The 13401-nt window shown below is 44.9% G+C and carries 13 protein-coding genes; 1 reads left to right on the top strand and 12 read right to left on the bottom strand.

The features are described 5' to 3' along the window. Window positions 1–220 precede the first annotated feature (220 nt). From KVY11_RS03690 to KVY11_RS03745, 12 genes are all read right to left on the bottom strand, one after another. Complete coding sequence (locus tag KVY11_RS03690) at window positions 221–1540, bottom strand: carbohydrate porin (RefSeq protein ID WP_218288134.1); 1320 nt, start codon at window positions 1538–1540, stop codon at window positions 221–223. Between the two features lie 60 nt (window positions 1541–1600). Continuing rightward, window positions 1601–3061 (bottom strand): NosD domain-containing protein, encoded by a 1461-nt coding sequence (locus tag KVY11_RS03695; protein ID WP_218288135.1) that lies wholly within the window; start codon window positions 3059–3061, stop codon window positions 1601–1603. A gap of 44 nt (window positions 3062–3105) precedes the next feature. Then, window positions 3106–3963, bottom strand: coding sequence for a type I 3-dehydroquinate dehydratase (gene aroD / locus KVY11_RS03700; protein WP_218288136.1), 858 nt, complete (start codon window positions 3961–3963; stop codon window positions 3106–3108). A gap of 150 nt (window positions 3964–4113) precedes the next feature. Continuing rightward, window positions 4114–4743, bottom strand: a complete 630-nt coding sequence (gene pcaG / locus KVY11_RS03705; RefSeq protein WP_218288137.1) for a protocatechuate 3,4-dioxygenase subunit alpha — start codon at window positions 4741–4743, stop codon at window positions 4114–4116. Between the two features lie 15 nt (window positions 4744–4758). Continuing rightward, entirely contained in the window at window positions 4759–5484 is a 726-nt protein-coding gene (pcaH, locus tag KVY11_RS03710) for a protocatechuate 3,4-dioxygenase subunit beta (protein WP_148826560.1), read from the bottom strand. Window positions 5485–5510: 26 nt separating this feature from the next. Further along, entirely contained in the window at window positions 5511–5945 is a 435-nt protein-coding gene (gene pcaC, locus KVY11_RS03715) for a 4-carboxymuconolactone decarboxylase (RefSeq protein WP_004981395.1), read from the bottom strand. Between the two features lie 14 nt (window positions 5946–5959). Continuing rightward, window positions 5960–7315 carry an MFS transporter gene (locus KVY11_RS03720; RefSeq protein WP_218288138.1) on the bottom strand — a complete coding sequence of 452 codons (1356 nt, stop codon included), beginning with the start codon at window positions 7313–7315 and terminating at the stop codon, window positions 5960–5962. A 42-nt stretch (window positions 7316–7357) separates the two neighbouring features. Next, window positions 7358–8146: a 3-oxoadipate enol-lactonase gene (gene pcaD / locus KVY11_RS03725; protein WP_218288139.1), complete on the bottom strand. Its 789-nt coding sequence runs from the start codon at window positions 8144–8146 to the stop codon at window positions 7358–7360. Continuing rightward, window positions 8143–9498, bottom strand: a complete 1356-nt coding sequence (gene pcaB / locus KVY11_RS03730; protein ID WP_218288140.1) for a 3-carboxy-cis,cis-muconate cycloisomerase — start codon at window positions 9496–9498, stop codon at window positions 8143–8145. The genes pcaD and pcaB overlap by 4 nt, the downstream gene beginning before the upstream one ends. Window positions 9499–9520: 22 nt before the next feature. Further along, window positions 9521–10726 carry a 3-oxoadipyl-CoA thiolase gene (pcaF, locus tag KVY11_RS03735; RefSeq protein WP_218288141.1) on the bottom strand — a complete coding sequence of 402 codons (1206 nt, stop codon included), beginning with the start codon at window positions 10724–10726 and terminating at the stop codon, window positions 9521–9523. Between the two features lie 117 nt (window positions 10727–10843). Then, window positions 10844–11500, bottom strand: coding sequence for a 3-oxoacid CoA-transferase subunit B (locus tag KVY11_RS03740; RefSeq protein ID WP_218288142.1), 657 nt, complete (start codon window positions 11498–11500; stop codon window positions 10844–10846). 13 nt (window positions 11501–11513) lie between these two features. Next, window positions 11514–12194: a 3-oxoacid CoA-transferase subunit A gene (locus KVY11_RS03745; RefSeq protein WP_218288143.1), complete on the bottom strand. Its 681-nt coding sequence runs from the start codon at window positions 12192–12194 to the stop codon at window positions 11514–11516. A gap of 279 nt (window positions 12195–12473) precedes the next feature. Between KVY11_RS03745 and pcaU the strand changes: the two genes are divergently transcribed. After that, window positions 12474–13298 carry an IclR family transcriptional regulator PcaU gene (gene pcaU / locus KVY11_RS03750; protein ID WP_218288209.1) on the top strand — a complete coding sequence of 275 codons (825 nt, stop codon included), beginning with the start codon at window positions 12474–12476 and terminating at the stop codon, window positions 13296–13298. The last annotated feature ends 103 nt before the right edge of the window (window positions 13299–13401 follow it).

Consider the following 13401-nt stretch of genomic DNA (forward strand, 5'->3'; position numbering starts at 1 on the left):
ACGATGTCTGTGAAGATTTTAGCCACAACCTTTTAGGACTAGAGTATTTTTTGATGCTACGTTGTTGCGAACCACTTATTTAGAATGACTAAATTGCGTATTTCGTGCCTAGTATCATCTAAAAAATACTCGTTGTCGCAAGCATAGATGAAGTGTCAACAGCCCCTGGCTCAGCAATAGTATTGCTTACAGTTTAAACACTCTTTTACTTTAAATACGATTAAAAATTCACCTTGACGCTAAGACCCGCCACCCAAGCATCATCCACTTCTTTCACACCAGAGGGTTGATAGATATATTGTAGGTTGGGTCTGAGCATCACCGCAGGTGACCACTGATAGGTATAGTTCAACTCAACATTGAGTTCGTCATGTTGAATTGGGACATAATCGCTGGCAAGCGCGTCATAACTGTAATAACCACGACCTTCGTTAGTGGCGATTTGCTTATCCGTCACACGGTCATTCACCACATAGTTGGCCAAACCAAAACCAATAGAATCATTTGGACGGCTATCAAAAGGGCCTTTGTACCAAAGTGCCAGTTGTTGTGTACTTTCTACAGCGGTCGTGTCTCGGTCATTGATGACCCCATTGAAACTGATATATAAACCGCGCTTCGGATCAGCCCCGTGTTGAGTCAGTTGTTGTTGAGCATTCAACCAAAAACTATATTTACCATCGTGGATTTCTCCTGATGTACCCACATCTTTAGCTTCTGCTGTGGAATACAGTGCACCGAGTTTATATTCACCCGGTAAGCCATTAAATGTGGCAAGTTTTGGTTTCCACGCCAGTTCAACTGGAATGGTCGCCCCTTCGACATTGTCCATATCGAGGTTAAAGCCATCACTGTCTGAGTCTGTTTTGACATTGTCTGGGTTGACTTCATAGACGCCAGCGCCAAGTGACCAGTCTGGTGCAAATTGGTATTTAACATTGGTGCCCCATAAGCTGACAGGCCAGTTATACCAAATCGAACCGATGGACTTACCTAACTGTCCACCACACAAAAGTAAGTTCTGAAACTCACATTGCGAGCTGTTAAAGTCATCAGACATGCCCATACGACCAATTTTGAATTGGACACGGTTGTCGTCAAATCCTGTTTTGATCCAAGCCTGAGTTAAGCGCCAAATTTTGCCACGACCATAAATTTCTTGGCTGTTGCCCAAGGTACTGGCACGAGGGTCTTTAATACGTTCAAGCGTTAGGGCGTTACCATCACGTTTGGTAATCATTAAGCCGGCTGTGGTATTTTCCCAACCTGCAATTTTATTTAAATCAAAATTGGCACCCAGTGTGAGCTGCGCGGCATTGTCGAAACTATTGTCATCGTTATAACCGCCAGCCAAATTGGTGGCTGCTTGGCTCATAATCGATGCTGTAAATTTATAACCTTGATCTTCCAGTTGCTTCCGTTCACCGTTCCAATCACCGAATAACCATTGACGGTCTGCCGAATAAAATTCATTGGCCGAAGCCAATTGGCAAGTTAAAAGCGCCAAAGATAATGTGCCTAGTTTTAATAGTTGTTGCATACCAAACATCCTTTTCTGTGAGGAAAGCTCAACTCAAGTGAGCTTTCCATGCGGTTTTTATTATTTAATGCGAACGGCTGGGCTCAGTTCAGAAGTTGCCCCCAAACGGTCGGTCACATTGGCGGTGACATTGGCCACACTACTTGTTACTTTCCACATTGCTTGACCTTGACCTTGTGCATTCGTGGTCACCACTTGAGTACCTAAATACTGCTCTGCTTCTTGACCATTCGCTTGACGATTCGCAAAGAACTCAACTTGGTAGCGTTGATTTGGCTGTGCTTGAACTGTAGCGGTGACTTGACCTTTGCTATAGCTTAAACGTGGTGCTTGAATGTTTTGGTTTGGCATCGCATTACAGCCCTGTTCATTTGGCTGTGTACAGGTTTTTTGCAGTTTTGCTGCTTCAATCACTACACCGCCACCACGAGAACCGACAAAGCCAGCATGTTCAAGTGCAGGCACTGCAAATACAATGGCACCTAAACGCTGATTAGGGATGCAAGAACCACCTGCTTCACAGCGTTTAATATCTTTACCATTGTCCCAAATTAAATTTTTGGTTAAGGTTGTGCGGGCATTGGCATCTTTTTCAGAACGTATAGCAATCCCAAGACGGTTACCATGCACTTTGTTGCTGTCAAAAATGTTGCCATCACCTGTGAGGTTAAAGCCTATCGAATTGTTGGTCAGTTCGTTATAAGCGATGTAATTGCGCTTACCCCAGTTAATTTGCAAACCATCAGAGTAGTTTTCAAATTTGTTCCCGACTACCGTATTGTCATTGCCCCACAGGATTTCAATACCCTGAGACGGCTCTGGATTGGCTTTGGTTGAAGTAAATAAGTTGTTGGCCACAAGGTTAAATGCCGCGCCACGCGTCAGCTCTAAACCATCACCATTATCGACAAACAAGTTGTTCAAGACTTTGTTGTTATTGGTGGTGGTCGAGGTCGGATTGCCCTTACCGTCATCACCCGTCAACATCACGCCTGAGCCACCGTAGTTATTACTGATACGGTTATGTTGAATCAAGTTATTGCTTGAACGGTTCACCAAAACACCAATACAGAACCGATGAATATCGAGACCTTTTAAGGTCACACCATTCACATCTTGCAGAACTAAACCCGGTAAAGTCGTAGTACGGACATTGGTACCATATTGTTCAGGGTTTGCCCCTGGGCAAGCTTTAGCGCCTTCACCTTTAATATAGTTTGAACCATCAATTGCGATAAACTCGCCTGTTTTGTCCCATTGCGTCCCAATGATCTTCACTGACGACTTAATTGGCGGTAAAGCTTGATTCAGTTTAATTACATAGGGTGCTTTGCCCACAGCTTGGATTTGAATTTCATTTTCTTGTGCAGCATTGGCATTCGATTGTTCAATCGCCCAACGCAGTGAGCCTTTTGCAGTATCGTCCTGATAACGATCCACAATATAAGTTTCTGCACTGGCAAAACCTGATGCCGCTAAACTCAAAACCAATGTGGTCAAACGTAAAGTTGATGGTTTCATATTTTAAATCCTTTTCTATCCTTGAAGATGAATAACACAGTGCATTAAGGGGTCGGTTGTACTGTTTTCAGCAACTGTTTGAGTTGAGTTACATCAATTTGACCCGGTGCAGAGGCTTCACCAATCATGCCAAAACTTAGGCTGCCACCCATATTGGCAGTTGCCACACGTGAAATCGTGCCCAACTGTCCCATCGACATGGTTAGCAGTGGTTTTTGACTTTTTTGGCTTACAGCCAACGTGGCATTCATGAGGGTAAAGACATCTTGTTTTGACTTTGGCATCACCGCAATTTTTAGAATGTCGGCACCCATCTGATCTTGTTTTAGCAGACGGTTTTCAATTTCTTGTTGTTCGGGGGTTTTGACAAAATCATGATTTGACATGATCACCAACACGTTCTTTTCATGTGCTAATTTGGTTAATTTCGCCACACTGCCTGCATCACGGAACATTTCGATATCCAGCAATTGCATAAATGGCTTTTTCAGGTATTCACGATAAATCTTTTCATAGTCTTGATCAGACACCGTCATTTTACCGCCTTCGTTATGGGTACGAATGGTGGCAATTAGCGGTTTATCTTTTAAAATTTGATTCAACTGCTGACCCAGTGCGATGACTTTTTTTGTGTCCGCAGAAAATTGGAGTAAATCGATACGGAATTCAGCCAAGTCTGCATCAGGATTGCTGGCAATCACTTTGGCTTGTGCAATCGCTTGTTCAGCCGTTTTTGCGGTAATGGGTACGATGGTTTTAACAGGTAGGTCGCCAATATTGAGGTTTTTGACCATATAGTGTTGTGTTGCAGGGGTAGTTTCGACTGCAAATGCAGATGGCATTGCTGCTAAAACAGCACTGCTTAAGCAGAGTTGCATTGCTAATTTTTTGATGGTAATCATTACAGTTCCTTGTATTTTCAAACTATTGCCTGACTTTTATCATCAGCCGCAAACATACGTGGGATGGATGAAATGGGTCATACCATCACCACGTATAAACTTCTATCTATTCGGCTCATGCACGATGTCCTACACCAAGCCTTCGGGAGTTTAGATATCTAAAAACACGGTTTCGTCTTCACCTTGAATACGAATATCAAAGCGATATACCACTTCACCATCACGCTCTTCACGTTTCGCAATTAAGGTTTGACGACGAGGTGCCCATTCAATCCCTTTCAGTACAGGATCTTGTGCATTGGCTTCCGCTTCATCATCGAAATACACACGGGTATTCAAACCAATGTTAATCCCGCGAGCAAAGATGATCAGTGCGATATGCGGTGCTTGAGTTGTGCCTTTACGTCCTGGAACCGCACCTGGTTTAATGGTATTGAAACTCCAAAAACCAGTTTCAAAGTCTGCGCCTGTACGTCCCCAACCATGGAAATTTGGATCGACTACTTTGCCTTGAATGTCGGCTGCACTTGGATACACACCGTTGGCATCTGCCTGCCAAATTTCAATCAATACATCGCGTAGCGGTAAACCTAAACCGTCGAACACTTGACCTTCTAAGCGAATACGTTCGCCTAAAGTATTTTCTTTAACTAGCTGGTTGTTAAAGTTATTTTCAAAGACTTCAATGTTGGCTTGTTGTGGCAACAAACCAATGTGTACATATGGTCCACCTGTTTGAGATGGCGTTTCATGCAATTCTTGAAAGTTCCAATTGTTCATGTTGTTCTCCCTGAATTAAGTCAAATCATTTTCGAAATAAGTCGCACGACGACCACGTAAAGTGATGTCAAAGCGGTAACAACGGCTGTCTGCTTCAATGAAGTTGCTCTTGTCTTCCAAGGCAATCAATGCACGACGTTGTTCTTCCGAAGGAATGGTTTTAATAATTGGACACGAATCAATTAGCGTATCGCCTTCAAAGTAGAACTGAGAAATAAGACGTTGTGCCCAACCATCAGCAATCAAAGAGAAATGGATATGCGCAGGACGCCATTCATTAATACGGTTACGCCAAGGATACGGACCCGGCTTAATGGTACGGAATACAAAATAGCCATTGGCATCGGTCATCATGCGACCACAGCCGCCAAAGTTTGGGTCCATCGCACCAATAAACTGATCATTTGGATGACGATAACGACCAGAAGCATTGGCTTGCCACACTTCGAGCAAGGCATTTTTGACTGGACGACCGAACTGATCACGCACATAGCCATGCACAATAATGCGCTCGCCAATCGGCAAACCTTCTTTGGCGTAGTTCAAAATCAAATCGTTATCTTTAGGCCCAAACTGCTCCGCACTAAACTGCGGTGAAGTCACTTCAGTTAAGGTTTCTGCAATCGAAATCAAAGCATTTTTTGGCGAGCGTAATACACTGGTTTTATAGCCGGGTGCATATGCTGGCGGATGATCATCGGTATTGCGTTGTGCATAAGCACCTAAAATAAGTTGCGACATGTGACGTCCCTCTTAATCTTGTTCCATTACTCTTGATTCGTTTGTTCTTGGCTAAGTTGCTGTTCGCTCAGTTTTTGCGGGGCAATGCCCAAATCTGCAAAAACTTCTTCTGCCATGTGCATAGCTGCATTGGCTGCGGGTAAACCTGCATACAGTGAACAGTGCAAAATCAACTCTTTTAAATCGTCTTTGGTCACACCATTGTTAAAACAAGCACGTAAATGCATACGCAGTTCATCTTCACGGCCCAATGCCAATAACACGGCAATGGTGACTAAGCTACGGGTGTGGCGCGGCATGCCCGGTCTAGACCAGACTTCGCCCCACGCAAAACGGCTAATAAAATTTTGAAAGTCGGCATTGAAATCATTCAAGTTCTCAAGTGAACGACCGACATGCTTTTCACCCAGCACTTCAGTGCGTACGGTGATTCCTTGTTCATAACGTTGTTCATCATTCATGGGAGAAACCTCAATTAGGTCGCATCGGTATGTGCGACCAGTGATTTAACAAAAATAGCGACTGCTGCTGCTGTTGCTGGAATTAACAACAGACTTAAAATAGCGGTAAATGACCAATCATTGCCCAGTAAAACTGCGCCGATCCATGCACCAAATACCGCACCGAAACGACCAATTCCAGACATCCAAGCCACACCTGTTGCACGGCATTGGGTTGGGTAAAAACGCGCACTCAGTGCTGGCATTGCGGACTGCGCACCATTAATTGCAACACCTGCGCAAAGTACTAAAATGGCAAGTAAGGTTGGGTTGGCTAAGCTTTGACCCACGGCAAAGGCAAAGATCCCAGCGACAAAGTAGAAGCCTGCAATAATGCGGTTCGGGTTGAAACGGTCCATTGCCCAGCCAATAAATAAAGCACTGAGGACGCCGCCAAACTGGAATAAACCACCGATAAATGCAGCGCGTTCCATAGTTGCGCCAGTTTCACGCATTAAGGTTGGTAACCAACTGGTAAGCAGATAAATCATCACCAAACCCATGAAATAGGTCAGCCACAATAAAACCGTACCTTTGACATATTTCTGAGAGAACAGCATGCCAAACACACCTTTCTTCTCTGCACCTTCGGTTTTTTCTTCAGGTACATGAAACTCAGTAACACCCTGTACTTGCGTCGGTGCAATACGCATCAAGATTTTGCGGACTTTTTCACTATCACGACCTTTCACAATCAAGAAACGATAGGATTCTGGCAGGAAGAAAATCACCAAGATCATCAAAATCAGTGGCGACCAACCGCCCAGTAAAAATAAGCTGTGCCAACCAAAGGTTGGGATCAACCAACTGCTAATAAAACCACCTGTTGCCATACCCAAGTTGTAACCACAGAACATACAGGTCACGAGTAGCGAGCGAGAGCGTTGTGGGCAATATTCAGAAAATAGCGTGGTTGCATTCGGCATCGCTGCACCCAAACCAATACCGGTTAAAAAGCGCAGTACCACCAAGGTATTTAAATCAGCCGCATATGCTGATGCTAAAGTAAAGCCACCAAAAATCAGCATCGAAACACTTAAAACAATCTTTCGCCCAAAGCGGTCAGCGGTTGGACCAGACACTAGAGCACCAATGATCATGCCACCTAAAGCCGCACTCATGACTGGACCCAGTTGCGAGCGGTCTATCCCCCAGTCTTGTGCCAAGGCTGGAGCAATAAAACCCATTGCCGCAGTATCAATACCATCAACAAAAACAATGAGAAAACATACAATTGCGATCAACCACTGATATTTGCTAATCGGTGCATCATTAATCAGTGCTTGTGCGTCTATACTCGTTTTTTGAGTAGCGTATTCCTGAGACGCCATACCTGCCTCCTTGGGCTGAAAGTCCTTTTAAAAATCCTTAAACTATTGAAGCGATCCAATGAACTGACTGAGGGTTTGGGTAAACAGCTCAGGTTGCTCAATATTGGAAAGATGCGATGCATCAATCACCGCGAGTTCACTCTTTTGAATCTGTTGTTGCATAAAGACGCCATCTGCCACTGTCGTGACAGGGTCAAACGCGCCTGCAATCACTAAAGTTGGAATCTGAATCTGTTGAATTTGAGTAGATAGATCTGCTTGCGCGAGCGCTCGGCAAGATTCTGCATAGCCCAGTGCTGGCATAGTCGCTAAAGATTGAATGGTGCACTGCGCCAAAGCATCATGTTGATAATCAAACTGCTCACTAAACCAACGTGTATGCGTAGTCGCAACTAAATCCGCTAAGCCATTGGCTGTCACAGCATCTGCACGAGCATTCCAACCTTCTTCAGTCCAAATTTTGGCTGCTGAATTCGCCACAGTGATGCTATGAAAACGATCTGCATGGTGAATACCGAGCCACAAAGCCGTCATGCCGCCCATTGAAATCCCGCAAAAATGCGCTTTTTCAATGTTTAAACCGTTCAGAATATCAATCACATCTTCTGCAAGATTTTGTACAGTAGTCTGCTCAATCACATCGCTATGACCATGACCACGCGTGTCATAAGTCACCACTTTAAAATGCTGTTCGAAGGCAGCAACTTGAGGTTGCCACATGCCCTTGTCTGTGCCGAGTGAATTTGAAAATACAATTACAGAGGCATTTTCTTGACCGCTAATTTGTACAGCCAAACATTTTCCCTGACGATTGGTCATTGTGATATTCACTTTGCCTCTCCTTTTGCTTCTTGCAACACCGTATCAATCTGGTCTTGAATATTGCCAAGATATGACTCAGGTTTAAAAATTTCTGAAATCTGAGCAGCGCTAAACAAGTCTTTGACTTGATCCAATTCCGCAATCACATCTTTTAAGTGCACACCTTTTTCAACGGCTGTTTTACATGCTGCTTCAACCACATGGTGCGCCTGTAAGCGCCCCATATGTGGTGCCAATGCCATCATTACAGCTTCCGCCATGATCAAACCCTGCGTGCAATCCAAATTGCGTTGCATATTTTCAGCATTGACTTGCATGCCTTGTAATACGTCTAAAGTCCGTTCTAAAGCACCCGCACAGAGTTGGAAAATTTCAGGCAATGCCAACCATTCTGCATGCCATCCACCTAGACTACGCTCATGTTCCTGAACCATGCTTTGGTACAAACTCGACATCAGTACAGGTACACGATTGGCTGCTGCCAAAACGGATGCCGCAGCAACAGGATTACGCTTGTGTGGCATCGTCGATGATCCTCCACGCCCTTTCGCTGCAGGCTCAAACACTTCTGCAATTTCAGTTTGCATCATCAATGACCAGTCACGCGCCATTTTGCCCAGACTGCCCGTCACTATTGCGAGGACACTCGCCACTTCAACAATACGATCACGCTCGCCATGCCAAGTACAGCTTGGAACAGAAAGTTGTAACTGTACTGCAAATGCCTGAACCACTGCTGTACCTTGAGATTGCAATGAAGCCAATGAACCAACGGCACCGCCTAATTGCGCACTAAAAACACGTGCTTTCATGGCTTCAATACGTGCTAAATCACGATGAAATACCGAGGCCCAACGCGCGAATTTATGCCCCAAAGTAATCGGTAAACCTTGCTGCAACCATGTGCGTCCAATCATCACTTGTGAGCGATACTGTTCAGCTTGGGTCAATGCAGTGCGGTAACATTGGTGAATTAAAGCTTCAACATGCGTCATTGCAGCACGACATTGCAAAATACAGGCAGTGTCTAAAATGTCTTGACTGGTTGCACCCCAATGCACATATCGCGCAGCATCTTCATCACTTTGTTTCACAATCGCAGTTAATTGCTTCACAAAAGGAATCGCGATATTGCCCGCTAAGCCTGTAGCAAGAGCTAAAGCATCAAAGTCAATCTGATCAATTGCAGTTGTTGCAATGTTTGAAATTGCTGTTGCCGCAGATTCTGGAATAACGCCGACCTGAGCCTGCGCTTGTGCCAAGGCAACTTCAGCCTCAATCATGTAAGACACCAACGCGCGATCACTGAAAATTTCAGTCACCTCGTTTTGGTAAAATAAGCTGGCATATAACTGGCTCATGATCGCTATCCTTAACTCTGCTTTAAACGCGCTGAATAATCATTGCAATGCCTTGGCCGACACCAATACACATCGAACACAAGGCATACGTGCCACCCGTTTGTTCTAACTGGTTTAAAGCCGTGGTGACTAAACGTGCACCCGATGCACCCAGTGGATGACCAATCGCAATTGCACCGCCATTTGGATTCACTTGGGTCGTATCATCTGCCAGACCTAAATCACGGGTAACGGCCAGTGCTTGTGCCGCAAAGGCTTCATTCAGCTCAATCACATCTATCTGCTCTAATGTCAGATTGGCTTGTTTGAGAAGCTTCTTAATCGCAGGCGCAGGTGCAAAGCCCATAATGCGTGGTTCTACACCCACTGCTGTTGAAGCAATGATTTTGGCACGCGGTTTAAGCTGGTACTGCTCAACCGCTTGTTCCGAAGCAATCAGTACAGCAGCCGCACCGTCATTGATGCCTGATGCATTCCCCGCGGTAATGGTGCCTTCTGCTGTTACAACTGGCTTCAGTTTTGCCAAAGCTTCTAATGTGGTCGATGCACGTGGATGTTCATCTGTGTCGATCACAATCGGATCACCCTTACGCTGAGGAATGCTCACTGGGATGATCTCATGTGTAAAAAAGCCTTGAGCTTGCGCGGTTGCGGTGCGCTGTTGACTCGCCAAGGCAGACTGGTCTTGATCTGCGCGATCAATATTAAATTGTTGCGCCACGTTCTCTGCAGTCTGTGGCATGGTTTCGACACCATACATGGCTTTCAACTTCGGATTGATAAAACGCCAGCCCATGGTGGTGTCTTCAATCTTCTGGCTACGGCCATAAGCTGTTTCTGATTTACCCATGACAAAAGGTGCACGAGACATACTTTCGACGCCACCTGCGATGATTAAATCTGCTTCGCCGGCTTTAATTGCACGGGCTGCCATCGCAATGGCATCTAGTGATGAACCACATAAACGGTTGATGGTGGTCGCTGGAACTTCGACCGGTAAACCTGCAAGCAATGCAGACATACGACCAACGTTACGGTTATCTTCACCGGCTTGGTTGGCACAGCCATAGATCACGTCATCGACTTGGCTCCAATCCACACTGGGATTACGTTGCATTAAGGCTTGAATCGGCACTGCGCCCAAGTCATCGGCACGTACTGGAGCAAGTCCACCTGCATAGCGTCCGAATGGGGTACGAATAGCGTCAATAATGTAAGCATTTTTCATATCTATTCTTCTCTTAATCCTCCCTTAATCCCTCCTTTAAAAAGGAGGGAGACCTACCGCACTTGATGCTAGAGAAGTCCCCCTTTAGCAAAGGGGGATTTAGGGGGATTCAAATCATTAATTCTGTGGTGTCGCATCCATCAACGGAGCACCCGTCATCGCCTGCAATTCTGCAAAGCTTAAACCATCGACTTTCTCAATCACTTTTAAACCTTCAGCAGTGACATCAATCACACACAGGTCGGTGTAAATACGATCGACACACTTCAAGCCTGTCGCTGGATAAGTCAGTTCAGCCACGATCTTTGGTTCACCTTGTTTGGTCACATGGTCAGTGGTGATAAAGACTTTCTTGGCACCAACAGCTAAGTCCATCGCACCACCGACAGCTGGAATCGCATCGGGTGCACCGGTATGCCAATTGGCCAAGTCACCATTGGCTGCCACTTGAAAGGCACCGAGGACGGCTATATCTAAGTGACCGCCACGCATCATGGCAAAAGAATCCCCGTGATGGAAAAAGGCACCACCTTCGAGCATGGTCACATATTCTTTACCTGCATTAATCAACTCAGGGTCTTCTTGACCTTTTTCAGGTGGTGGACCAAAAGCCAATAAACCATTTTCAGAATGTAAGAACACGTCTTTGTCACTTGGTAGGTAACTGGCAATCTTGGTCGGTAAGCCAATCCCAAGATTCACATAAGCGCCATCTGGAATATCTTGTGCCACACGTTCTGCAATTTGGTTACGGCTGAGTTTTTGATAGCTCATGATGTTCTCCCGATTACACAGCAACTGGTTCAGGTTGAACCTGTACCACGTGTTGAACAAAAATACCTGCGGTGATGATGTGTTCAGGATCTAAAGCACCCAAGTCCACCACTTCAGAGACTTGTGCAATGGTTACACCTGCGGCCATGGCCATAATTGGACCAAAGTTACGTGCAGATTTACGATAGACCAGATTGCCCCAACGGTCGCCTTGCTGTGCTTTAATCAAAGCGAAGTCGGCTTTGATTGGATATTCCAACACATAATCTTTACCGTCGATGTGACGGGTTTCTTTGCCTTCGGCCAATAAGGTGCCGTAGCCAGTTGGGGTAAAGACTGCACCGAGTCCCATGCCTGCGGCTTGAATACGACAGGCTAGGTTGCCTTGCGGCACCAGTTCTAACTCAATTTTTCCTGCACGATAGAGTTCATCGAAGACCCAAGAGTCTGACTGACGCGGGAAAGAACAAATGACTTTTTTCACAGCACCTGCTTTAAGCAGTTTCGCTAGACCATAGTCACCATTACCAGCGTTGTTGCTGACAATGGTTAAGTCTTTAATGCCGAGTTGAATTAAGCCATCGATCAGTTCAGCGGGTTGTCCTGCTGTACCAAAACCACCAATCATGATGGTTGAGCCGTCGGTGATTTGGGAGAGCGCTTCCGTTAGGGTCGCTGCACTTTTATCTATCATTAGATAACTCCATTGTGCATCATGCAAATTTGAAAAGGCGCGGAAAACTAACTTATACTGGAGGATGATTCAGCTAAAACCACATTCCCTAGTTTTTTAGTTCGATTTCCTTATCTGTTCATTTTTTATAATTTCTCCACTTTAGGATAGATAGTGCTCATAGGTTTTGTTCGATGATCGAACAAAATTCCCGTATATCGAACAAAACCTGATTATTTCACTCTGATTTCACGTTATAGTAAAAATAATGAAGAAATAAAAATGGATAAAGGGAACACGATGGACGAAGCAACTGAGACAAGAGAAAAGTGTCTTCAACACAAAGACAATAAAAAAACCATTCGACATGAAGATTTTGTCGCAGGTATTAGTAAAGGCATGGCCATTCTCGACAGCTTTGGTACTGATCGACATCGTTTAAATATCACTATGGCCGCGGAACGTACAGGCATGACCCGTGCTGCAGCGCGACGCCATTTACTCACCCTTGAATATTTAGGCTATCTAGAATCTGATGGTCATTATTTTTATTTAACCCCTAAAATTCTTAAGTTTTCAGGCTCTTACTTAGGTGGAGCACATCTTCCTAAAATTTCACAACCTTTGCTGAACCTGCTCACCAATCAAACCTCACTCATTTTCTCCGTTATGGTTCTAGATGGCTATGAAGCCATTACCATTGCACGCAGTGCCGCGCACCAGCAAACGGATCGTGTCAATCCTTATGGCCTGCATTTGGGAAATCGTTTACCTGCACATGCGACATCGGCAGGCAAAATTTTACTTGCCTATCTAGATGATCAGGAACAGTGTGAATGGCTGAATCAATATCCGTTACAACGCCTAACCAAATATACCCATACCAACAATGAAACGTTTCTGGCCTTATTGCATGAAATTCGAGAGCAAGGTTGGTGCTACTCATGTGAGGAACATGAATTGGGCGTACATGCTCTTGCCGTTCCAATTTATGGGCAACAGTTAAAGGTGGTTGCAGCCTTAAATATTGTTTCCCCTACCATGCGCACAACCAAAGAGTATTTGATTCAACACATACTGCCATTACTACAAGAAACCGCACGCGAACTACGTAATATTCTTTAAGGTTTAAAAGAAAATCACGCAGTCCTTATCATATATAAGTCTATGATTCAGCCGAGAGGAGCTAGAACAGCTTTCTGTGAATTTCCTCTTTGTTTTAGCTTAA

The organism is Acinetobacter sp. CWB-G5 (assembly GCF_019209785.1).
GTDB classification, from domain to species: domain Bacteria; phylum Pseudomonadota; class Gammaproteobacteria; order Pseudomonadales; family Moraxellaceae; genus Acinetobacter; species Acinetobacter johnsonii.